The sequence below is a fragment of the Variovorax sp. genome, assembly GCF_035634955.1.
Taxonomy (GTDB): Bacteria; Pseudomonadota; Gammaproteobacteria; order Burkholderiales; family Burkholderiaceae_C; genus Variovorax.
The window spans coordinates 199,825-221,473 of record NZ_DASQBZ010000032.1 but is presented as its reverse complement, the minus strand read 5'-3'; the positions used below and the strand labels follow the sequence as shown (position 1 = coordinate 221,473).

The following is a 21,649-nucleotide window of genomic DNA, read 5'->3' as shown; positions in this document are numbered from 1 at the left end:
TGGGATGAACGATGAAGAGACCTCGTCAGGGTCTGGCGATGAAGAGCACGAGACCGGCGCCACGAATGTCGCGCGGTCCTCGCGCCAGGCGGACGGCCCGGGCCTGAATGCGCTTGGCGGCGCCTCGATCCGCGAGAGCGTTCGCAGTGGCATCCGCGAAGCCCGGGCGCGTGGCGAAGGTGCTGCCGACCTGTCGCGCCACTACGCCCAGCAGGCGGGTGCCGCGGCGAGGGGGGCGGCCGCCGGAGCCCGCCACTACGCGCGCGAGGCCGTGAACGCCAGCGGCCGGCCGATCCGTCGTGCGCGGTCCCGCTTCGAAGGCGGGCGCCACCGGTGGCAGGGCGAGGACTACGTGAGCGACCAGCCGGTGCGTGCCGCGCTGCTGGCGGCGGCTGGCGGCGCCTTGCTGACCGCGGTGTTCATCGCGCTGCTGCGCGGCAATTCGCGGCGCTGATTGCTGGCTTCATGACCGGTCGGCGGCGCGGGGCGCCGCCGTGGGGTCAGGACTTCTTGGGTTCGATCCGGGTGGCGTCCAGCGCATAGAGCGCTGGCTTCTCATGCACAAGCTTGCCCGGCGCCGTCATCGGCCCTTCCTGGCCCATGCCGTAGATCTCGCGCTCCAGCCGCTTGGCGCGGTCGGTGTACATCCGGGCCAGCGCCGCGTGGTGTTCGGCCGCTGCCTGGTGCTCCAGGCGTGCCATCTGGGCTTCCTCGAGCAAGGCCATTGCGCGACGCAGATGGCTGTTGCGAGTGAAAAGATTGAACATGCGCCTTCCTCCTTCTCAAGGCAAGGGGAAGCGTGGGGCCCACACTCCCACTTGCACCGCGGGGGCCACTGTCAGCGCCAGTGTAGTGCGAGTTTTGTCTCACGTATGTGTCATTCAATCAACACCCTGGGCCGGGGCTTGCGGCGACCAGCCCAGTTCGGCGCACACGCGCTCGAGCAGGGCACGGGTGCCTGCCAGTTCGCGCTCCAGGTTGGCGACCCGGGCTCGCAGGTCCTGCAACTCGTCCGCCGCGGCGCCGCTCGCCGGGCGCGGCGAGGGGGCGGCGGCCTCGTCCGACTGCGGGGCCGGCTCGCCGGCCAGCAGGTGCGCCCAGCGTTGCTCGCGTGCGTTGGCCTGGCGCGGCAGCTTGCGCACCAGCGGACCGGCCGGGCGCTCGGCCAGCTCGTCCAGGAAGGCTTCCACCGATGAGACGTCGGCGAAGTTGTGCATGCGGTCGCAGGCAATGCGCAGTTCGCCGGCGGTCTGCGGGCCGCGCAGCATCAGCGCGGTGAGCAGCGCCATCGACTGGGACGGGATCCGCAGCACCCGGTCGGCGTTGTGTGCGTAGCGCATGGCGCGTCCACCGCTCGATTCATTGACCAGGCTGCGCCTGGTCAGTCCGGCCAGCGCGTCCTGGACCTGCGCCTCGTCAAGCTCCATCAGCGGGTAGCGGCTGGTCTTCTGGTTGCATCCGGACAGCAGTGCGTTGAGGGTGAGCGGGTAGCTGTCGGGCACGGTGCGCTGCTTTTCGGCCAGCACCCCGAGCACGCGGGTCTCGATGGCGGAAAGCGGAGGAAAGGAAACGGGCAGGTCGGTCATGCCGCCGAGCGTACCCCGGGCGGCAGAGTCGAGTCGAACGCCGCGACCGCCGGTGCGGACGGTCAGCGCTGCGCGGCCTTCAGCGCCTCGTAGCCGCTCAGTTCGAGGAAGCCGTCGCCCGCCTGTGCGCCGCCGACTCGCACCGGCCCTTCCCAATAGATGTTGGCCGAGCTGGCGGCGGCGTCGAATTCGCTGTCGTCATGCAGCGCATCGATCGCGAGTTCGCCCCATGGCACCTTCAAATTCCAGCCGACGACGTAGTCGATGCGGCTGCGCGGGCTGACCCAGCGGCGTGCGGGTTGCAGGCTGATCTCGTTCGCCGCCAGGGCACGCGCGGCGCCGTTCGGCCGGACGACTGTGCCGGTGGTGGCCACCGGCAGGCCCTGGCGGTCGAACAGCTGGTAGACCATGAGGTCGCTGCCGTCCGCCAAGTGCAGCGCAAACCAGCTCCAGCCCAGCCGGCCGACGTCGAACTCGCCCCATTGGTGGTCGAACCAGACCTTGCCGCTGACCGGCTGCGTGGCGCTGCCCGATCCCACGCTCCCCCGGGCCGACATGCGCGGGCGCGAGTAGTAGTAGCTGATGCCGCTGTCGCCGAAGTCGAGCAGGCCGGGCGTGAGCGATCCGGACGCATGGTGGGCCACCACCGGTGACGCATCCTGCAGATCCAGCGTGAGCGCGGCGCCGCCGATGTCATCGAAGCGCAGGTGATGGGCAGGCCCGGCCCCGCCGAGCGTCCAGCCGGTGCCTTGAAACTCGAAACCATGCGCGCTGGCCTGCGCAGGAATGCCGCCGGTGCGGCTTTGGGCGGTGTAGCGGCGGCCGGTGGCCAGGTCGGTCAGCGCCGCATGCATGACGGTGTGCTTGATCATGCTGTTGGCCACGAATACGGCGACGTGGAACGCCCAGCGCTGTCCGCCGGGCCCATCGAGCAGTCCGCTGTAGTACCACCATTCCATCGCACTGCCATGCGGGGCATCGTCGGCCGGCAGGCTAAGGGGGGGCAGTTTCGCGGTGCGCTCGACCGGGCCCGCCGGTGCGCTACCCGCCGGCGACGCGGTCGCGACCTGCGCTGCCGGCAGGTCGGCGTCAAGCACACGAAGGCCGTAGAAGCAGGCGACGGCCGCGAGGAGCAGCAGCGCAACCGGCGCCAGCAAGATGCGCCACAGCGGCCTTCGGCGCTGGCTGCGGCCGAATCGGTTGTAGCGCTGTGGCGGATCGTTACCGGCGAGCTTCATGACGATGAATGAAGAAGGAGCGCGCATGCGGCGCAATTTCGCGCGCGTGAGATCATGACAGGCCGCACCTTGCGGCCGATCCGAGGAGAACCCTTGTCCTGCAAACGGGCCAATCAGCGCAGCATCCAGGCGGCCGCCGCGTCGAGGATGCCGTCGAGCACCTGTGCGTCGGTTCGGCCCGAGCGTGCCGGCACGTGGAAGGAGTGGTCGGCCTGGTCGATCTCCAGCAGCCGGGCGCGCTCGCCCAGGCCGGCCACCAGGGCCTGCACGAGATCCCACTGCGCCAGCTTGTCGCGCGTTCCCTGCACGAACAGCATGGGAAGGTCGACCTGCCGCAGGTGATCGGCGCGGGCGCTGGACGGCTTGTCGGCCGGATGCAGCGGAAAGCCGAGGAACACCAGACCTTCGACGCCTGGCAGCGGCGCCAGGGCCTGGGCTTGCGAGGTCATGCGCCCGCCGAAGGATTTGCCGCCGGCGAAAAGGCGGGCGCCGGCAAAGCGCTCGGCCGCCCGGGCGACAGCGGCACGCACCGTTGCCTGGGCCACGGCCGGTGAATCGGGCCGCCGGCTGCCGCGCTCCATGTAGGGAAACTGGAACCGCAGGCTGGCGACACCGCGTTCGGCCAGGCCGTTGGCGCAGGCATCGAGGAAGGCATGCCCCATGCCCGCGCCGGCGCCATGGGCGAGCACATAGGCCGAGCGCGCTTGCGCTGGCGCCTGGACCAGTCCCGAGACGCTGGTGCCGTCAGGCAGGGCGATGGCGAGCGGCTCGGCCGGCGGGCTCACGAGACAACCTCGGCGCATCCCGCCGCGGCGCGAGCCGTCTTCGGAACAGGCTGGCGACGGCTCATTGCCGGACCGGCGAACGGCGCTTGGCGGAGCCTGCCGCAACGCGCGAGAATGGGTGATGGACCTGACCCACCACGACCTGAAAGACCTGTTCGAGCAATTGGGCCTGCCCAGCGCGCCCGCCGAAATCGATGCTTTCATCGCGCAGCACCGCCCGCTGGCCGACGACGTGCTGTTGCCCGACGCCCCATTCTGGAGCGAGGCGCAGGCGCAGTTCCTTCGTGAGGAATTCGACGAAGACGCGGACTGGGCCGAGATGGTCGACCAGCTCAATATCCGGTTGCGTGCCTGACGGTCCCGGGGCCGGCCGGCTCATCCGCCGCCCCCGATCGCCAGGGTGACCAGTACGTCCGCATCCTCGAGCGCCCGCAGGCCGTGCGCCAGCCCGCCCGCCAGGTAGGCGAGCTGCCCGGCTTCGAGTTGCGTCGAGCGGTCGGGCAGCAGCAGTTCGATGCGTCCGCTCAGGCAGTGCACGGTGACGGAGCCCGGCACGCTGTGCCCGGGCGTCTGCTTGCCGGCGGGCAGTACCAGCCGCATGGCTTCGAGGTCCGGTGCCTTGAAAAGGGCGATCGTGCGATCGGGCGTCGAGGGGCCGCGCAGATCCACCACGTCCCCGGATAGAGCATGTGCAATGGCCATGGCCGTGCAGTGTGGGCAGATGCGGGGCCGAAATCAAGCCGTGCCGGCCGGTGACGCGGGTGGGGGCTTCCCTTGCCTGAGCGGGTCCGCGGGAGTAAAAGACGCTTCCCCCGGATCCTGGTAACCCGATCGAGACGCAGCATGAACAGCGAAGGCTTTGCTCTTTTCGAGACCCGATACGGCAGTTGCGGCATTGCCTGGGGAGAGCGCGGCATCGTCGGCGTGCAATTGCCCGAGGCCGATGCGGCCGCCACCCGCGCACGCATGCACAAGCGGTTTCCGGCCCTGCGCGAAGGCGCGCCGCCACCGGACGTGCGGGCCGCGGTGGCGCGCATCACCCACCTGTTGAACGGCGCCATCGACGACCTGTCCGACCTGGACCTCGATTGGCACGGCGTCAACGAATTCCAGCGCCGCGTCTACCAGTTGGCGCGGCGCATCCCTGTCGGCGAGACCCGCACCTATGGCCAGTTGGCCAGCGAACTGGGCGACAAGGCCCTGGCGCGCGCCGTCGGCCAGGCGCTGGGGCGCAATCCATTCGCACCGGTGGTGCCCTGCCACCGCGTGCTGGCTGCCGGCGGCAAGCCGGGCGGCTTCTCCGCCTTCGGCGGCTCGCGCATCAAGCTGCGCATGCTGGCGGTCGAGGGCGCGGAGGCCGCGGCGCTCAACGGCACCGGGTCGCTTTTCACGCCCGAATCGCTGGGGCAGGGCGGGCCCGCCCAGGCGCGCTCTCCCGGCTAGCACAGCCCCGATGCGGGCGCGCGAGCGCGACCATTGCGCCTTGACGACAATCGGCGCATGACGTCCCGCATGCTGCGCCTTGCCCTGGTCCTGGGCCTCCTTTCGGCTATCGGCCCCTTTGCCATCGACATGTACCTGCCGGCGCTGCCGGCGATCGGCGCCAGCCTGCATGCGGACCCGGCCCAGGTGCAGATGAGCCTGACCGCGTTCTTCATCGCCATCGGCATCGGGCAACTGCTCTACGGCCCGGTGTCGGACATGGCGGGGCGCAAGGCGCCCCTTTTCTTCGGCCTGGGCCTGTACACCCTCGCGAGCGTCGGCTGCGCGCTGGCGCGCGACGTCGAGATGCTGGTGGCGCTGCGCTTCGTGCAGGGCCTGGGCGCCGCCGCCGGGATGGCGATTCCGCGCGCGGTGGTGCGCGACCTGCACACCGGCAACGACGCGGCGCGCCTGATGTCCTTGCTCATGCTGGTCTTCAGCGTCTCGCCGATCCTGGCACCGCTGGCCGGCAGCGGACTGATCGCCCTGAGCGGCTGGCGCGCGGTGTTCTGGTTCGCGGCGGCGGCCGGCCTGGCCGGACTGGCCCTGACGACGTTCAGCCTGACCGAGACACGCAGCCGCAGCCAGCGGCTCGACAGCAGCCTCGGCGGGGCGCTGCGCGCCTACGGCGTGCTGCTGCGCGATGGCCACTACCTCGGGCTGGTGTTCATCGGCAGCTTCGCCATGGGCGGGTTCTTCGTGTACCTCGCCAACTCGTCCTTCGTCTTCATCGACCACTACGGCTTCACGCCGACCCAGTACAGCCTGGCCTTCGGGCTGAACGCCGCGGCCTTCATCGGCGCGGCGCAGTTCACGGCCGCGCTCGGCGCGCGCCTGGGCCTGCCGCGGCTGGTGCGGCGCGCGGCGCTGGCCAGTGCCGCAGCCATGTGCGTCATGCTGGTGTACTTCCTGGCCGGCGGCGACGACTTCCGGGTCCTGATGGCGCTGCAGTTCGTCGGCAGCGCGTTCGTCGGCTGGGTCATTCCGAGCACCAGCGTGCTCGCGCTGGAGACGCATGGCGGCATCGCCGGCACCGCATCCGCGCTGATGGGGACGCTGCAGATGCTCACCGGCGCGCTGATGATGGGCGCCTCGTCGCTGTTCGTCGGCCATTCGCCCGTGATGATGGTGGTGGGCATGGCGGCTGGCGTGTTCGGCTCGCTGCTGCTGACCTGGCTGACGCTGGGTGCGCCCGGCCAGCGCATGCGGGTGCACGGGGCATGAGCCGTCCCGCGGCCACTGTCGAAGCCGGCGCGCGCCGCCCGGACGACGCCATGAACGCCGGTGCAGCGCCTGTACGCGACGGGCTGCCGCAGCCGCAGCGCGCCTATTCCATGGTGGTCATCTTGCTGGGCATCGCCGTGGCGGTGCTCGACGGCACGATCGTCAACCTGGCCCTCCCGGGCATCGCCCGCCAGCTCCAGGCCAGCCCTTCGGCCGCGATCTGGGTGGTCAACGCCTACCAGATCGCCACGCTGGTCATGCTGCTGCCGCTGGCCGCACTGGGCGACCGGGTCGGCTACCGGCGCGTCTACCTGGTCGGCATGGTGCTGTTCACCTTGTCGTCGCTGGCCGCCTGCTTCTCGAACTCGCTGGGCATGCTGATCGCGGCGCGCGCGTTGCAGGGGCTGGGTGCGGCCGGCATCATGAGCGTCAATGCCGCGCTGGTGCGCCTGACCTATCCGTCGGCCGGGCTGGGGCGAGGCATGGCCAACAACTCGCTGACCGTGGCGGCCGCCTCGGTCGCCGGCCCTTCCGTCGCCGCCGCCATTCTCTCGGTCGCTTCCTGGCCGTGGCTGTTCGCGCTCAACGTGCCGCTGGGCGTGCTGGTGCTGGTGCTGGGTTGGAAGGCGCTGCCGCACAACGTGGCCAAGGCCCAGGGCATGCGCATCGCCCCGCTGGACGTGCTGCTCAACGTGCTCATGTTCTCGCTCATCTTCATCGGCGCCGACGGCCTGGGCGTTCGCGACAGCGGCGCGGTCCACGGCGCGCCCCTGGTGGCATGGGCGACGCTGGGCGCGGGCGTTCTGGTCGGCGTCTTCTATGTCGGGCGCCAGCGCCGGATGCCGCTGCCGCTGTTCCCGGTGGACCTGCTGCGCATTCCGGTGTTCGCGCTGTCGATGTGCACATCGGTCATGGCCTTCTGTGCGCAGATGCTGGCCTTCATTGCCTTGCCGTTCCTGCTGCTGGGCGCCTACGGCCGCTCGCATGTGGAGGCGGGCCTGCTGATCACCGCGTGGCCGCTCGCCATCGTCGTGACGGCGCCGCTGGCCGGCCGCCTGATCGGCCGCTATCCGGACGGCCTGCTGGGCGGCGTCGGCATGTGCCTGATGGCCTGCGGCCTGGCGGCGCTCGCGCTGTTGCCGGCGCAGGCCGCCAACGCCGACATCGCCTGGCGCATGGCCCTGTGCGGCATGGGCTTCGGGCTGTTCCAGTCGCCGAACAACCACACCATCGTCAGCTCGCCGCCGCCGCACCGCAGCGGGGCGGCCAGCGGCATGCTCGGCACCGCACGGTTGACCGGCCAGACGCTGGGCGCGGTGCTGCTGGCCGTGCTGTTCAGCTTCGTGCCGACGCAGGGCGGCAAGGGGCCGATGATCGCGCTCGGACTGGCCGCGGCGTGCGCTGCCTGCGCGGCATTGACCAGCTCGCTGCGCGTGCGCGCGCCGCGTCCGGCGCATCTGGTCGGCAGGGTCTGACCCGCGCGTCGGTCCGCCGGCGCCCGGCAGTCGCAGCGAATAGGGTCAAAATGGCCATAATCTCCGAGAAATGTCCATTCCGGCCATAATGTGCGAAAGGAGTCCGACATGACCACCAGCACCTTGCCCAGCCTCGAGCGACTGCCGCGCCAGAACGCCACGCATGTGAAGAACAAGTGGGGCGAGGTGGTGCGCCAGGTCCGCCAGAGCGGCAGCGTGGCCATCACGAACCACGCCTCGGTAGAAATGGTTCTGCTGGACGCCGCCACCTATCAGCAATTGAGCGACGACCTGCAGGCCTTGCGATCGCGCGAGCAGAACCAGCTCGACGAACTGGCGCAGCGGTTCGACGAGCGCCTGGCCGTGTTGCAGCAACCGGACGCCGCGCACCGGGTCGACGCGCTGTTCGAATCGGCCGGCAAGCTCAGCCGGCTGGGCCGCAAGCGTCCCAAGGCGGGCGCCACCTTCTGATGGCCGTTGGCCGCCGCGCCGCTGCCGCGAAGGGGCGGCGGCCCTTCATCTTCGTGCTCGCCGGTGTCAATGGCGCCGGCAAGAGCTCGGTCGGTGGCGCCTTGCTGGCCGAGCATGGCCTGACCTGGTTCAACCCCGACACCCACGCGCGTGAACTGCTGGCGCTCGGCCTGACGCAACAGGAGGCCAACGCACGGGCCTGGCAGCATGGCCGCACCCGCCTGGAGGCCGCCATTGCGCAGGGGCTCAACTTCGCCTTCGAGACCACGCTGGGCGCCAACACCATCCCGCAGCTGCTGGCCGACGCCGCCGCCACGCACGACGTGGTCATGCTCTATTGCGGACTGGCCACGGTGGAGCATCATCTGCAGCGCGTGAAGGCCCGCGTCAGCGCGGGTGGGCACGACATCCCGGCGGCCAAGATCCGCGAGCGCTGGAGCGCTTCGCGCCTCAATCTCGTGCGCCTGATGCCGCACCTGGCCCGCCTGCAGGTCTTCGACAACAGCGTGGAAGCGGCGCCCGGTGAAGCCATCCCCGACCCGGTGCTGCTGCTCGAGACGGTGCACGGCCAGGTGCGATTTCCAGGCCCGGACGACGCCGAGGCCCTGCGCGCCACGCCCGAATGGGCGCGTCCCATCGTGCAGGCAGCGTTCGAGCAGCAGCCCCACCCGCCGGCGGGCCGCGGCGGCCGGCGGCGAACGCTCCAGTAGCATCGACCCGACGAAGGCGGCTGCCGCCGCCCCAGGCATTCAGAAACCAGGAAAGGCAAACCTCCCATGACATTCCAGGCTTTGGTGATCGACAAGGATGACGCGGGCTATCGCGCAGAAGTCCGCCCGTTGGCCAACGACGACCTGCCCGAAGGCGACGTGACGGTCGGCGTGCAGTACTCCACCATCAACTACAAGGACGGCCTGGCCATCACCGGCAAGGCGCCGGTGGTGCGCAAGTTCCCGCTGGTGGCCGGCATCGACTTCTCCGGCGTGGTGCAGCACAGCACGAACGACAGGTGGCACCCGGGCGACCGGGTGGTTCTCAATGGCTGGGGCGTGGGCGAAACCCACGGGGGCGGACTGGCGCAACTGGCGCGGGTCAAGGGCGAATGGCTGGTGGCGCTGCCCGACGGCCTCTCGGCGCGCCAGGCCATGGCCATCGGCACCGCGGGGTACACCGCCATGCTGTGCGTGCTGGCGCTGGAGAAGCACGGCGTCGCTCCGGGCGATGGCGACGTGCTGGTGACCGGGGCCAACGGCGGCGTCGGCAGCGTGGCCATTGCGCTGCTGGCCGGGCTGGGCTACCGCGTCGTGGCGTCGACCGGGCGCCTGGGCGAGGGCGAATACCTGCAGCGGCTCGGCGCCGCCGAGGTGATCGACCGTGCCGAACTGTCCGCGCCCGGCAAGCCGCTTGCCAAGGAACGCTGGGCCGGCGTGGTCGATTCGGTGGGCAGCCACACCCTGGCCAATGCCTGTGCCAGCACCCGCTACCGCGGCGTCGTCGCCGCCTGCGGCCTGGCGCAGGGCATGGACTTCCCGGCCACGGTGGCGCCGTTCATCCTGCGCGGCATCACCCTCTGCGGCATCGACAGCGTGATGGCGCCCGTGGCTGTTCGGCAGGAAGCGTGGACGCGCCTGGCGCGCGATCTCGACCTGGCGCGGCTCGACGCCATGACCCGCGAGATCGGCCTGCGCGAGGCCGTCGATGCCGGACGCGAGATCCTCGAGGGCAAGGTGCGCGGCCGCCTGGTGGTGGACGTCTCGCGCTGAACGCGCCGCAAGCGGCCCGCAGGCGTTGTCAGATCAGCGCCTTGATGGCCTTCTTGCGCCAGACCAGCCGGTAGTAGAGCGCCTGCAGCACCAGCATCGCGCTGAACGCCGCGGGATACGCGATCCACACGCCGTTGAGCCCGATTCGATGGCTCATGAACCACGCCGTGGGCAACTCGACCAGCAGGATGCAGACGACCGAGATCGCGGTCGGCACCAGCACCGAGCCGCTGGCGCGCATGATGCCCGACAGGGCCGAGGCCATGCCGAAGATGACGCAGCTCCACAACATGATGTGCAGCAGCGTCTGCGCCACCTCGATCACCGGCTCGCTGGTGATGAACAGTCCCATCAATTGGCGCGACAGCAGGTAGCCCAGCAGCACCAGGGCGCCGGTCAGCACAACGTTCATCTGGAGCGCCGTGCGCGTGATGGCGCCCAGCCGCTCGGTGCGGCCCGCGCCGATGGCCTGCGCGCCGAGAATCGAAGCAGTGATGGCGATCGAGATGGCCGGGAACTGCACGTACGCCACCACCTGGTTGACCGCTCCGTAGGCGGCCGTGGCGTCCGAACCGAAGCCGTTGACGAAGGAGAGCAGGGCGAGCTCGGCCACCGCCACCACGATCATCTGCACGCCCGTGGGCACGCCGACGCGCAGCACGCCCTTGAGCAGTTGCCCGTTGACGCGCAGGTGTCGGGCGAAGTCCGCGTCCGGCGCCAGCGGGCTGCCCTTGCGGCGCAGGTGGAAGGCCAGCCACAGCGTGGCGGCGACGAAGCCCACCACCATGGCGCATGCGCCACTGGCGACGCCCATCTGCGGCAGGCCGAACCAGCCGCGGATCAGCGCCGGAGTCACCACCAGGCCGGTCCCGGTCGAGATGAACAGCGTGTAGAGCGGCGACACGGTGTCGCCCACCCCGCGCAGCATGGCGGTGGACAGCAGGAAGACGAAAAGCCCCGGCATGGCGATCAAGACGATGCGCGCATAGCGCGTGGCGTCTGGCAGGATGTCCGCCGGCGTGCCCAGCAGGCGCAGCATGGGCTCGGTGAAGGCGCCGCCGAAGACCGCCACCAGCAATCCGAACAGCACGCCCACGGTCAGCGTGGTTCCGGCCACGGCGCGGGCCTTGTCGCGCTGGCGCGCGCCCCAGGCCTGGCCGATCAGCACCGAGGCGCCCGCGCCCAGGCCGATGGTGAACGCGATGAAGAAGAACATCACCGGAAAGAAGCTGGACACTGCGGCCAGGGCGCTGACGCCGATCATCTGCCCGATGTAGACGTTGTTGAGCGTGCCGGAGGCCGACTGCAGGATGTTCGACAGCAGCATCGGCGCCAGGAAGACCAGGAACGTCTTCCACAGCGGGCGCGACTCGGTGCTGCCGGCCGGCTGGTGCGGCGGGGCGGTGGCCCCGGCGTCCCGCGCCTCCGGGCCCGCGCCGGTGACGGCAACGGTTGCGGCCGGCAGGGCCGAGGCGGCCTCGGCCACCGCACCGGCGGCGGCGGTGGCCGCAGCCAGCGCCGGCGCATCGCCCGCGGAAGGCACGGCGGAGGCGGTCGACGGGGATTCGGCGTGCGGCGAAGGCGTGCGCTCGTTCATTGGGCGGTCCACGCGCCCGACGCGAGCCGTCGCAGGAACGTCCTGACGTCCTCCGGCCAGGAGTCGATCAGCGTGTCGAAGCGCGCGCCTTCCCCGGCGAACAGGGATCGCGTCGCTTCCTCGAACCCTGGCAGGTCACCCGCCATCTCGGTCATCACGCGATAGGCGGCTTCGCGCGCGGCGCGCTGCGCATCGCGTTCGCGGTGCACCTGGCGCGCCTCGTCCACCAGCCGGCGCAGCGCCACCGATGCGCCGCCTGGCTGGCGGTTGAGCCAGTCCCAGTGGCGCGGCAGCAGCGTCACCTCGCGCGCCACCACGCCCAGACGCGGGCGCCCGACCGTGCGCGGTGCGGGTGCGGCGGGCGCCGGAACGGCGGTGCCGGCGCCTTCGGGCCGCAGGTCGAGCTCGAGCCGCTCGCCGGTGGCGTCGTCGAATATGCGCAGCAGCGTCTCGGGGCCGGGGGGATTGGCGCGCAGCCGGGCGATCAACTCGTCTTCCGGGCCTTCGTCGAGGCGGCTGGAGCCGGCGAAGGCGATCAGCCTGCGCGTGGATGCGTCAGCAGGGATGGCTTCCTGGGTTGTTTCTGTCGGCATCTCGTTTCTCCGAAGTTGGATTATTGTACCCGGATCAAATGAAATGTGCACCCGTGTTTCCGGCCCGGGGCGCGGGATGCGCTGTGGCAAACTTTCAGGCTTTGCCGGCTGCGCCCGACGCACCGGGGCTTCGCGTTCAGGATTTCATGCAGAAAATCATTCGCCAGATCGCCACCGAATTGAAGGTCGGCGAGACCCAGGTGAAAGCGGCCGTCGACCTGCTCGACGGCGGCTCCACGGTTCCCTTTATCGCCCGCTACCGGAAGGAGGCTACCGGTGGCCTCGACGATGCGCAACTGCGCGACCTCGAAGTGCGACTTTCCTACCTGCGCGAACTCGAAGACCGGCGCGCTGCGGTGCTCAAGAGCATCGACGAGCAGGGCAAGCTGACCGACGCGCTGGTCGCCGCCATCGCCGCGGCGCCGACCAAGCAGGAGCTCGAAGACATCTACCTGCCGTTCAAGCAGAAGCGCCGCACCAAGGGCCAGATCGCGCGCGAGGCGGGCATCGAGCCACTGGCCGACCGGCTGCTGGCCGATCCGACGCTCGATCCGTCGCAGGAGGCGCAGGCCTTTCTGCGACCGCCAGAGACGCTGGACGACGGCAAGCCGGGCCCCGACTTCTCCACCGTGCCGGCGGTGCTGGACGGTGTGCGAGACATCCTGTCCGAACGCTGGGCCGAGGACGCGGTGCTGGTCCAGTCCCTGCGTGAATGGCTGTGGACCGAGGGCCTGCTCAGGTCCAGCCTGGCCACCGGCAAGGACGAGAACAACCCCGACGTCGCCAAGTTCCGCGACTACTTCGACTATGACGAGCCCATCAGCCGCGTGCCGTCGCACCGGGCCCTGGCGGTGTTCCGCGGGCGCGCGCTGGAGATCCTGGACGCGAAGCTGGCATTGCCGGTCGAGCCCGAACCCGGCAAGCCCAGCCTGGCCGAAGGCAAGATCGCGCTGCATCTCGGATGGAGCCATGCCGGCCGCGCGGCCGACGACCTGCTGCGCAAGTGCGTGGCCTGGACCTGGCGCGTCAAGCTGAGCCTGTCGTCCGAGCGGGACCTGTTCACCCGGCTGCGCGAGGATGCCGAGAAGGTCGCGATCAAGGTGTTTGCGGACAACCTGCGCGACCTGCTGCTGGCCGCGCCCGCCGGCCCGCGCGTGGTGATGGGGCTGGACCCCGGCATCCGCACCGGCGTGAAGGTGGCGGTGGTCGATGCCACCGGCAAGCTCGTCGACACCGCGACCGTCTATCCGCACGAGCCGCGCCGCGACTGGGAAGGCTCGCTGCACACGCTGGGCAAGCTGTGCGCCAAGCACGGCGTCAACCTCATCGCCATCGGCAACGGTACCGCCAGCCGCGAGACCGACAAGCTGGCGGCCGACCTGATCAAGCTGCTGGCGAAGATGGCGGCGCAGGCCGGGGCGCCGGCCCCCGCCGTCGAGAAGGTGGTCGTGAGCGAGGCGGGCGCCTCGGTCTACTCGGCCAGCGAGTTCGCCAGCCAGGAGATGCCCGACGTCGACGTGAGCCTGCGCGGCGCCGCCAGCATTGCCCGGCGCCTGCAGGACCCGCTGGCCGAACTGGTGAAGATCGACCCGAAGAGCATCGGCGTGGGCCAGTACCAGCACGACGTCAACCAGAGCGAGCTGGCGCGCACCCTGGGCGCGGTGGTCGAAGATTGCGTGAACGCGGTCGGCGTGGACCTGAACACGGCCAGTGTGCCGCTGCTATCGCGCGTGTCCGGGCTGTCGGCCAGCGTGGCCAAGTCGGTCGTGCGCTGGCGCGAGGCCAACGGTGCGTTCGGCAGCCGCCAGCAACTGCTCGAGGTCAGCGGCTTCGGCGCCAAGACCTTCGAGCAGAGCGCCGGCTTCCTGCGCGTGCGCGGCGGCACCAACCCGCTGGACATGACCGGCGTGCACCCGGAGACCTATCCCGTGGTCGAGCAGATCATGGTGCAGACCGGCAAGCCGGTGGCCGAGCTGATGGGGCGTGCCGACATGCTCAAGCACCTGCGCCCCGAGTTGCTCTCGAACGAGAAGTTCGGCGTCATCACCGTCAAGGACATCCTGGTCGAACTGGAGAAGCCGGGCCGCGATCCGCGCCCGGATTTCAAGGTGGCGCGCTTCAACGACGGCGTCGAAGACATCGCGGACCTGCAGGAAGGCATGGTGCTCGAAGGCACGGTGAGCAACGTCGCCCAGTTCGGCGCCTTCATCGACCTGGGTGTGCACCAGGACGGGCTGGTGCACGTGAGCCAGTTGTCGCACAAGTTCGTCAACGACGCGCGCGAGGTGGTCAAGACGGGCGACATCGTCAAGGTCAAGGTGCTGGAGGTCGACGTGGCGCGCAAGCGCATCAGCCTGACGATGAAGCTGGACGCCCAGCCGGGCCGCCGCGACGGCGCGCGCGAAAACCGTTTCGAAGGAGCCGGCCGTGGCCAGCAGGCGCGGCGCGACAACGCGCCGCAGCCGGGCGGGCAGATGGCGAACGCCTTCGCCAAGCTGCAGGGGCTGCGCCGCTGAACGCATGCGTGACGCGGCAGGCCGCGCACCCACTTCGCACGCGGCGGCAGCGCACATCCTCCTGACACCATGAAGGCACTGCGCATCCATGCCGGGCCGCTCGCACGCCGGCACATCGAGGACCAGGGCCTCGGGCCTCAGGACGTGCGCATCATTCCCGGCGCCGCCGGCGGGCCCAAGGGCCTGATCCTGGGTCCGATCGACCGCTTCCTGTTCGGCCAGTGGCTGCCGCGCTCGAGCCAGCCGGTGGACCTGGTCGGCGCATCGATCGGCGCCTGGCGCCTGGCCAACGGCTGTCTGGACAATGCCGTCCAGGCCTTCGGCGATTTCGAGCAGGGCTACATTCACCAGCAGTTCGAGGTACCAGCGGGCCAGAAGCGCCTGACCGCGCGCCAGGTCAGCGCGCAGTTCGGCGACGGCCTGCGCGCCTTCTACGCCGGGCGCGTGACGCAGGTGCTGTCCAACCCGCGCTACCGCCTGCACGTCGTGACGGCGCGCGGGCGCCACATCCTGGGCCGCGAAGGCGCAGCGCGCACGCCGTTCGGCTACCTCGGGGCCTTCATCGCCAACAGCGTGCGGCGCAAGAGCCTGGGTGCGTGGCTGGAGCGGGTGGTGTTCTCGACGCCGGGCGCCGCGCTGCCGTTCGCCACGCGCGATTTCCGAACACGCCAGGTGACCCTGAGCGAGGCCAACTTCGAGGCCGCGCTGCAGGCCTCGTGCTCCATTCCGTTCATGCTCGAAGCGGTGCACGACATTCCGGGCGCGCCGCCGGGCGCCTACTGGGACGGCGGGATCACCGACTACCACCTGCACCTGGCCTACGACAATCCCGACGGCATCGTGCTGTACCCGCACTTCCAGCAGGCGGTGGTGCCCGGCTGGCTCGACAAGGGGCTCAAGTGGCGCCATCGGGCCACGCACTTCCTGGACCGCACGGTGGTTCTGGCGCCGGATCCGCAATGGGTGGCGACGCTGCCGGACGGCAAGCTGCCCGATCGCACCGATTTCGTCCGCTACGCGCAGGACGGGATGGCCCGGTCAAAGGCCTGGGCGCGTGCCGCAGCCGAATCCCAGCGGCTGGCCGACGAGTTCGCCGGCTGGCTGGAGAAGTGCGATCCGGGCGAACTGCGGCCGTTGTAGGGGCGCGCCGTCGTCCCGAACCGTCAGTCGTCGAGATCCTGGGCTTGCAGGACGATCGGCTGTCCGTGCGGCGTGCGCTCGGCGGCATGCTGCCAGGCATGCCGCAGCCGAGCCAGTTCGCGGGCCGATCCCACGCCCTTGTTCGCCACCAGTTGCTCCAGCGCGGCAAGCCAATGGTGGTAGTAGGTGTCGCCCAGGTCGGCGTCGCCGGCCGCCTGCGCAGCGGCAATCTGCCCGGCCAGGGCCTCGGCCCATTCGCTCCAGGTGAACAGGCCGCGGGCGTGCAGGGCGACGGTCATGGCGAACGCCTGCGCCTGCCAGGGTGCGGCGAACACCGGTGCGCCGCCATCCATAGGTAGCGCCGGCAGGTCCGTCAGCGGCATGTCGGCAGCGCGCGTCACGCGGCCTCCGGCACGGCGTCCATGTAGCTCTCCCAGGCGTCGACGGACACGCGTTGCGCCGATTCGGCGCCGTCGCCCCACAGCGCAGGGCCGTCGAAGACGACGGTATAGAGCCATTGCGGCGCCTCGCCCAGACCTTGCGCATGGCTGTCGGCAAAGACATGCGTGCCATGCACGGACTCGATGGTGCCCGGCTTGCCTTGCACATAGGCCGGCAGGCGCGTGTGGTGATCGGCCGCCGGCATGCGCATCCGCACCCGTTGGCCGACGGCGAAGCGGGCCGGTTGGGCGGCAGGCCGTTCGGTGGGCGAGCCCCTGGCCAGCGCCTGCTGCACCTGCTCGGCACGCAGGACGCGAGCCACCGGCTGCGGCGGATGCAGCATTCGGCCCGCCGCGATCTCGTCCGGCAGCGCCAGTGCGCGCTCGGCCATCAGCTTTTCCAGCGCGGCAAGCCAGATCTCGTAGTAACCCAGGCGCGCATAGTCGGGCAGCGTCTCTCGTGCGGCGCGGCTCGCGTCCAGGTTCCAGCTGCCGGTTGCGCCCATGGCCAGGGTGAGGGCTAGGGCGCGCGGCTCCCAATCGGCATGGAACGCCACGCCTTCGGGCTCGGGCAGGATCGCGCCGCTCACGGGGCTGCCGCCGAGGTCGGCGTGCGTCTGGTAGCTCATCGGGTGTCTTCCTCGGCGCGCGCGGTGGGTGGTCTCGCAAGCCCGGCGCCGATCATCGAGTCGCGCGTGACGAGTTCGGCCAATTGCGGCTCGGACCAGCCATCGGTTCCGTCGGGGCGCTGCGGCACGACGAGATAGCGCAGCTCCGCGGTGGAGTCCCAGACTCGGATGGCGGTGGCTGGCGGCAGGTGCACGCCGAACTCGGCCAGCACGCCGCGCGGGTCGCGCACGGCCCGGGCGCGATACGGCGCGCTCTTGTACCAGGCCGGCGGCAGCCCCAGCACCGGCCACGGGTAGCAGCTGCACAGGGTGCACACCACCATGTGGTGCTGCGCGTCGCTGTTGAAGACCGCCTGCATGTGCTCGCCCTGGCGACCGGAAAAGCCCATCGATGCGATGGCGGCGGTGGCGTCGCGCGCCAGCCAGTCGCGAAACTCGTCATCCGCCCAGGCCCGCGCGACCACGCGCGCGCCGTTGCGCGGTCCGATCTTCGTCTGGTAGGTGTCGATCAGCACGTCCAGCGCGGCCGGGTCGATGTAGCCCTTCTCGGTGAGTACGGATTCGAGCGCGCGCACGCGCAGGTCCATCTCGCCGAGTTCGCTGTGCTCGTGGCCGTGCTCGTGGCCGTGCTCGTCGTGGTGCTCGTGTGCCATGCGCGCATGCTAGCGTGTCGCGAATCGTACGGCCGCCGGCGCGCCCGTGGCGCCGTCGTCTCCGGCTACATCGACGCCCCGAGCATCTGCAGGTAGTCCTCGCGCGTGGCCAGGCGCGGGTTGGTCTTGTGGCAATGGTCGGCCATGGCGCCGTCGATGACCCGGTCGAACAGGTCCGGCGTGACGCCCACCTCGGCCAGGCCGGCGGGCAGGCCCAGCCTCGCATTCATGTCGCGGATGGCCGGGCCGAGGTCGCCGGCCGTATCGAGGTGCATCGCGCGGGCCATGCGCTGGAGGCGCTGCTCCTGGCGCACCGATTCGGCCCCGGCATTGAAGGCGATGACGGCAGGCAGGAAGAGGGCGTTGAGCGTGCCGTGATGCAGCCGCGGGTCGACGCCGCCCAGGCTGTGGCTGAGCGAATGCACGCAGCCCAGCCCTTTCTGGAACGCCATGGCGCCCTGCATCGAGGCGCTCATCAGGTTCAGCCGCGCCTCGCGGTCGCTGCCGTCGGTGGTGGCCCGCTCGATGTGTCCCCAGGCCCGCTCCAGCCCGTCGAGCGCGATGCCGTCGGCGGGCGGGTTGAAGGCGGCCGACATGAAGGTCTCCATGCAGTGCGCGATGGCGTCCATGCCGGTGGCCGCCGTCAGGCGCGGCGGCAGGCCGAGGGTGAGTTCGGGGTCGCAGATGGCTGCCTTGGGCATCAGGAACCAGCTGTGGAAGCCGAGCTTGCGGTGGTCGTCCACGATGATGATGGCGCCGCGCGCCACTTCGCTGCCGGTGCCGCTGGTGGTCGGCACGGCGATCAGCGGCGCCACCCGTTCGGTGATGCGTGGCGAGCCGCCCTCGATGGTGGCGTAGGTCTTGAGCGGCCCCTCGTGTGTGGCGGCGATGGCCACGCCTTTGGCGCAGTCGATGGCCGAGCCGCCGCCCACCGCCACGAGCCCGTCGCAGCGCTGCGCCCGGTAGATCTCGACGGCGGCGCGCACGGCCGCCTCGGTCGGGTTCGAGGGGGTCTGGTCGAAGACGGCGACCTCCAGGTCGCCCAGCGCGTCGAGCGCCTTTTGCAGCACGCCGGCGGCACGCACGCCGGCGTCGGTGACGATCAGCGGGCGGTTGATGCCCACGCGCGCGCATTCGCTGCTGAGCAGACGCACCGCGCCGTATTCGAACTGGACCTGGGTGAGGTATTGGATGAGAGCCATGGGGGTCGGGGGCCTTAGGATTCGAATCCGCCAATCTATCAAGAGGAGCCCGCCTTGCCCATGCCCCGAACCCTTGCGCTTGTCGCCCTCGGCACAGCCGCGCTGCTGGCCGGCTGCCAGATCGCCCCGCCGGCGCTGCGCATCGCCGAAGCGCCCGGCTGCCTGCCGGATGCGCAGGTCAACGCCCTGATGCAGGCGCGCCAGGCCGCCAAGCCGTTTCCCGCCCCGGTCGGGCTGAGCGAGGCCGACGCGGCCTGCACCCGCGCCAAGGTGGCGGCCCGCCTGGCCAATACCGAAGGCATGCGCGTGGGCTACAAGGCCGGCCTGACCAATCCGGCCGTGCAGCAGCGCTTCAAGGCCAGCCAACCGGTGTGGGGCGTGCTGCACAACGACATGCTGCTGGCCGATGGTGCGCAGGTCAGCGCCGCCTTCGGCGCCCGCCCGCTGTACGAGGCCGACATGCTCGTGCGGGTACGCAGCGCCGACGTCAACAAGGCGCGCACGCCGGCCGAGGTGCTGGCGAACATCGACCAGATCATTCCGTTCATCGAGCTGCCGGACCTGGTGGTGGACGCGCCGCCCAAGCTCGATGGCAACGGCGTCACCGCCATCAACGTCGGCGCGCGGCTCGGGGTGCAGGGCCAGCCGCTGGCGGTGCCGACGGACGCTGCCCTGCAGCAGGCGCTGCTTGAACAACTGGCAGCCATGAACGTGGTGCTGCGCGACGCCCACGGCAACACGCTCGGCAGCGGCAAGGGCAGCGACGTGCTCGATCACCCGCTCAATGCCGTGACCTGGCTGGCACAGGCGCTGGCACGCGAAGGCCAGGCCCTGCGGCCCGGCGAACTGGTGAGCCTGGGGTCTTTTTCCGCGCTGCTGCCACCGCGGCCCGGCCTGAAGGTCACGGCAAGCTACGACGGCGTGCCGGGCCTGCAACCGGTCAGCGTGATCTTCAAATGAGGCCGCCGCCATCGCTCACCCCCCGCATGGCAGACGTGGTCGACCGCATGCGGCGCGCCGGGCATCCGCCGCTGCAGACGCTCGCCCCCGAAGCGGCAAGGGCCGCCTACGAAAAAGGCGCCGGCGTGCTGGAGGTGCCCAAGCCGGCGCTGGAACGCGTCGAAGACCTGCGCATCGCCGCGCGCGACGGGCATGCGCTGCCGGTTCGCCTGTACGCACCGTCGCACGAGAAGCTGCCGGTGCTGCTGTACTTCCATGGCGGCGGCTTCACCGTCGGCAGCATCGCCACGCATGACACCCTGTGCCGGGTGCTGAGCCAGCGCGCCGGCTGCGCCGTCCTGTCGCTGGACTACCGGCTGGCGCCTGCGCACCGCTTTCCGACGGCTCACAACGATGCCTGGGACGCGCTGGCGTTCATTGCCGCCCAGGGCGCCGATGCCTGGGGCCTGGACGCCGCGCGGCTGGCCGTGGGCGGCGACAGCGCCGGCGGCACGCTGGCGGCGGCCTGCGCGATCCAGGCGCGCGACGCACAGCTGGCACTGGCCCTGCAACTGCTTTTCTATCCCGGCACGACGGCGCACCAGGACACCGAGTCGCACCGGCAACTGGCCGACGCGCCGGTGTTGCCCGCGCCGGTCATCGACTATTTCTTCAGCCAGTACATCGGCAGCCGGGCCGAGCGGGAGGACTGGCGCTTCGCGCCGCTCCTGGCGCCCGACGTGGACGGCGTCGCGCCCGCGTGGATCTGCCTGGCCGAAGTCGACCCGCTGATCGACGAGGGCATCGCCTATGCCGACAAGCTGCGCATGGCCGGCGTACCGGTCGACCTGGAGATCTACCGCGGCGTGACCCATGAATTCATCAAGATGGGCCGCGCCATTCCCGAAGCCCTGAGCGCGCATGCCGATGCGGCGCGCGCATTGACCCAAGCCTTCCATGCCTGAAGACAACAAGCCCGCCACCCGGTCCGACGCCAGGGCCGAACTGCTGCGCCGGTCCGATTTCCGCTTCTTCCATCGCCTGCGCGTGCGCTGGGCCGAGGTGGACATGCAGAAGATCGTCTTCAACGCGCACTACCTGATGTATTTCGACACGGCGATCGCCGACTACTGGCGCGCGCTGGCCCTGCCGTACGAGGAATCGATGCATGCGCTGCAGGGCGACCTGTACGTGCGCAAGGCGACGGTGGAATTCCACGCCTCGGCCCGAATCGACGAGCTGATCGAGGTGGGCATGCGCTGCACCCGCGTGGGCAACAGCTCGATGGTGTTCGACGGCGGCCTGTTCCGCGGCGACCAGCTGCTCGTGAGCTGCGAACTGGTCTATGTGTTTGCCGACCCATCCACCCAGACGTCACGCCCGGTGCCGCCGCTGCTGCGCGGGCTGCTTGCCGCGTACGAGCGCGGCGAGCCGGTCTGCGCGCTACGCACCGGCACGTGGAGCGAACTGGGCGAGGGCGCCGGCGCGCTGCGGCGCGAGGTGTTCATCGAGGAGCAGGCGATTCCCGCCGAACTGGAATGGGACGCGGACGATGCCACGGCGGTTCATGGCGTGGCGCTCAACGCGCTCGGGCGCGTGATCGCCACCGGACGCCTGCTCGAGGGGGATTCGCCCGGCCTGGCGCGCATCGGGCGCATGGCGGTGCATCGGAACCTGCGTGGCGGCCGCTGGGGCGCGGCGGTGCTGCGTTTGCTCGAGGATTCGGCCCGCGCGCGCGGCGACCGCGAAGTGCGCCTGCACGCGCAGCGCAGCGCCCAGGCCTTCTATGAGCGGCTGGGATACGCCGTGCGCGGCGAACCCTTCGAGGAGGCCGGGATCATGCACATCGAGATGGCGCGAACGCTTTGAGCGTGGACGTTGCTGACGTACATCAAAGCTTTGCCCGCAGGCCACGC

Annotated in this window: 24 protein-coding genes; 13 read left to right on the top strand and 11 right to left on the bottom strand. The window is 70.5% G+C overall.

Annotated elements, in window-relative coordinates; genetic code table 11:
* Positions 1–4 precede the first annotated feature (4 nt).
* Positions 5–454, top strand: a complete 450-nt coding sequence (locus tag VES41_RS21905) for a hypothetical protein (RefSeq protein WP_324821454.1) — start codon at positions 5–7, stop codon at positions 452–454.
* A gap of 46 nt (positions 455–500) precedes the next feature.
* On the opposite strand, the gene VES41_RS21900 is transcribed toward VES41_RS21905, so the two are convergent.
* From VES41_RS21900 to VES41_RS21885, 4 genes are all read right to left on the bottom strand, one after another.
* A complete protein-coding gene (locus VES41_RS21900) occupies positions 501–767 on the bottom strand; it encodes a hypothetical protein (RefSeq protein ID WP_324821452.1) in 267 nt (88 codons plus the stop codon).
* A 114-nt stretch (positions 768–881) separates the two neighbouring features.
* Positions 882–1,586 carry a YceH family protein gene (locus VES41_RS21895; protein ID WP_324821450.1) on the bottom strand — a complete coding sequence of 235 codons (705 nt, stop codon included), beginning with the start codon at positions 1,584–1,586 and terminating at the stop codon, positions 882–884.
* Positions 1,587–1,648: 62 nt separating this feature from the next.
* Positions 1,649–2,851 (bottom strand): lipocalin family protein, encoded by a 1,203-nt coding sequence (locus VES41_RS21890; RefSeq protein ID WP_324821448.1) that lies wholly within the window; start codon positions 2,849–2,851, stop codon positions 1,649–1,651.
* Between the two features lie 86 nt (positions 2,852–2,937).
* Positions 2,938–3,609: an alpha/beta family hydrolase gene (locus tag VES41_RS21885; protein ID WP_324821446.1), complete on the bottom strand. Its 672-nt coding sequence runs from the start codon at positions 3,607–3,609 to the stop codon at positions 2,938–2,940.
* 121 nt (positions 3,610–3,730) lie between these two features.
* On the opposite strand from VES41_RS21885, the gene VES41_RS21880 reads away from it, so the two are divergent.
* The gene (locus VES41_RS21880) at positions 3,731–3,964 is read left to right on the top strand and encodes a DUF2789 domain-containing protein (RefSeq protein ID WP_324821444.1); all 234 of its coding nucleotides are present in this window, start codon (positions 3,731–3,733) and stop codon (positions 3,962–3,964) included.
* 20 nt (positions 3,965–3,984) lie between these two features.
* On the opposite strand, the gene VES41_RS21875 is transcribed toward VES41_RS21880, so the two are convergent.
* Positions 3,985–4,311: a cupin domain-containing protein gene (locus VES41_RS21875; protein ID WP_324821442.1), complete on the bottom strand. Its 327-nt coding sequence runs from the start codon at positions 4,309–4,311 to the stop codon at positions 3,985–3,987.
* A 141-nt stretch (positions 4,312–4,452) separates the two neighbouring features.
* On the opposite strand from VES41_RS21875, the gene VES41_RS21870 reads away from it, so the two are divergent.
* The 6 genes from VES41_RS21870 (at position 4,453) to VES41_RS21845 (ending at position 10,024) form a co-directional block, all read left to right on the top strand.
* Positions 4,453–5,052, top strand: a complete 600-nt coding sequence (locus tag VES41_RS21870; RefSeq protein ID WP_324821440.1) for a methylated-DNA--[protein]-cysteine S-methyltransferase — start codon at positions 4,453–4,455, stop codon at positions 5,050–5,052.
* A 57-nt stretch (positions 5,053–5,109) separates the two neighbouring features.
* Positions 5,110–6,315 carry a multidrug effflux MFS transporter gene (locus VES41_RS21865; protein ID WP_324821438.1) on the top strand — a complete coding sequence of 402 codons (1,206 nt, stop codon included), beginning with the start codon at positions 5,110–5,112 and terminating at the stop codon, positions 6,313–6,315.
* 50 nt (positions 6,316–6,365) lie between these two features.
* Positions 6,366–7,790 carry an MFS transporter gene (locus tag VES41_RS21860; RefSeq protein WP_324821776.1) on the top strand — a complete coding sequence of 475 codons (1,425 nt, stop codon included), beginning with the start codon at positions 6,366–6,368 and terminating at the stop codon, positions 7,788–7,790.
* 108 nt (positions 7,791–7,898) lie between these two features.
* The gene (locus VES41_RS21855) at positions 7,899–8,261 is read left to right on the top strand and encodes a type II toxin-antitoxin system prevent-host-death family antitoxin (protein WP_324821436.1); all 363 of its coding nucleotides are present in this window, start codon (positions 7,899–7,901) and stop codon (positions 8,259–8,261) included.
* A complete protein-coding gene (locus VES41_RS21850; protein ID WP_324821434.1) occupies positions 8,261–8,971 on the top strand; it encodes an AAA family ATPase in 711 nt (236 codons plus the stop codon). Before VES41_RS21855 ends, VES41_RS21850 begins: the two co-directional genes overlap by 1 nt.
* A gap of 66 nt (positions 8,972–9,037) precedes the next feature.
* Positions 9,038–10,024, top strand: a complete 987-nt coding sequence (locus tag VES41_RS21845; protein ID WP_324821432.1) for an MDR family oxidoreductase — start codon at positions 9,038–9,040, stop codon at positions 10,022–10,024.
* A gap of 28 nt (positions 10,025–10,052) precedes the next feature.
* Here VES41_RS21845 and VES41_RS21840 read toward each other — a convergent pair whose 3' ends face one another.
* The gene (locus VES41_RS21840) at positions 10,053–11,621 is read right to left on the bottom strand and encodes an MATE family efflux transporter (protein WP_414719207.1); all 1,569 of its coding nucleotides are present in this window, start codon (positions 11,619–11,621) and stop codon (positions 10,053–10,055) included.
* Positions 11,618–12,214 carry a DUF2239 family protein gene (locus VES41_RS21835; protein WP_324821430.1) on the bottom strand — a complete coding sequence of 199 codons (597 nt, stop codon included), beginning with the start codon at positions 12,212–12,214 and terminating at the stop codon, positions 11,618–11,620. Before VES41_RS21835 ends, VES41_RS21840 begins: the two co-directional genes overlap by 4 nt.
* Before the next feature lie 146 nt (positions 12,215–12,360).
* Between VES41_RS21835 and VES41_RS21830 the strand changes: the two genes are divergently transcribed.
* Together VES41_RS21830 and VES41_RS21825 are read left to right on the top strand one after the other, a co-directional pair.
* A complete protein-coding gene (locus VES41_RS21830; protein WP_324821428.1) occupies positions 12,361–14,730 on the top strand; it encodes a Tex family protein in 2,370 nt (789 codons plus the stop codon).
* Between the two features lie 69 nt (positions 14,731–14,799).
* Positions 14,800–15,870, top strand: a complete 1,071-nt coding sequence (locus tag VES41_RS21825) for a phospholipase (protein WP_324821426.1) — start codon at positions 14,800–14,802, stop codon at positions 15,868–15,870.
* 23 nt (positions 15,871–15,893) lie between these two features.
* Here VES41_RS21825 and VES41_RS21820 read toward each other — a convergent pair whose 3' ends face one another.
* From VES41_RS21820 to VES41_RS21805, 4 genes are all read right to left on the bottom strand, one after another.
* Complete coding sequence (locus VES41_RS21820) at positions 15,894–16,253, bottom strand: nitrile hydratase accessory protein (RefSeq protein ID WP_324821772.1); 360 nt, start codon at positions 16,251–16,253, stop codon at positions 15,894–15,896.
* A gap of 14 nt (positions 16,254–16,267) precedes the next feature.
* Positions 16,268–16,939, bottom strand: a complete 672-nt coding sequence (gene nthB / locus VES41_RS21815) for a nitrile hydratase subunit beta (RefSeq protein WP_324821425.1) — start codon at positions 16,937–16,939, stop codon at positions 16,268–16,270.
* Positions 16,936–17,592 (bottom strand): nitrile hydratase subunit alpha, encoded by a 657-nt coding sequence (gene nthA / locus VES41_RS21810; RefSeq protein WP_324821423.1) that lies wholly within the window; start codon positions 17,590–17,592, stop codon positions 16,936–16,938. The genes nthB and nthA overlap by 4 nt, the downstream gene beginning before the upstream one ends.
* Before the next feature lie 65 nt (positions 17,593–17,657).
* The gene (locus VES41_RS21805) at positions 17,658–18,794 is read right to left on the bottom strand and encodes an iron-containing alcohol dehydrogenase (RefSeq protein WP_324821420.1); all 1,137 of its coding nucleotides are present in this window, start codon (positions 18,792–18,794) and stop codon (positions 17,658–17,660) included.
* Between the two features lie 60 nt (positions 18,795–18,854).
* Here VES41_RS21805 and VES41_RS21800 point away from each other — a divergent pair, with 60 nt between their 5' ends.
* Genes VES41_RS21800 through VES41_RS21790 form a run of 3 tightly spaced genes read left to right on the top strand, consistent with a single transcriptional unit; the run spans position 18,855 to position 21,602 of the window.
* A complete protein-coding gene (locus tag VES41_RS21800; RefSeq protein ID WP_324821770.1) occupies positions 18,855–19,754 on the top strand; it encodes a fumarylacetoacetate hydrolase in 900 nt (299 codons plus the stop codon).
* A gap of 26 nt (positions 19,755–19,780) precedes the next feature.
* The gene (locus tag VES41_RS21795; RefSeq protein ID WP_324821418.1) at positions 19,781–20,698 is read left to right on the top strand and encodes an alpha/beta hydrolase; all 918 of its coding nucleotides are present in this window, start codon (positions 19,781–19,783) and stop codon (positions 20,696–20,698) included.
* A complete protein-coding gene (locus VES41_RS21790; RefSeq protein WP_324821415.1) occupies positions 20,691–21,602 on the top strand; it encodes a YbgC/FadM family acyl-CoA thioesterase in 912 nt (303 codons plus the stop codon). Before VES41_RS21795 ends, VES41_RS21790 begins: the two co-directional genes overlap by 8 nt.
* The last annotated feature ends 47 nt before the right edge of the window (positions 21,603–21,649 follow it).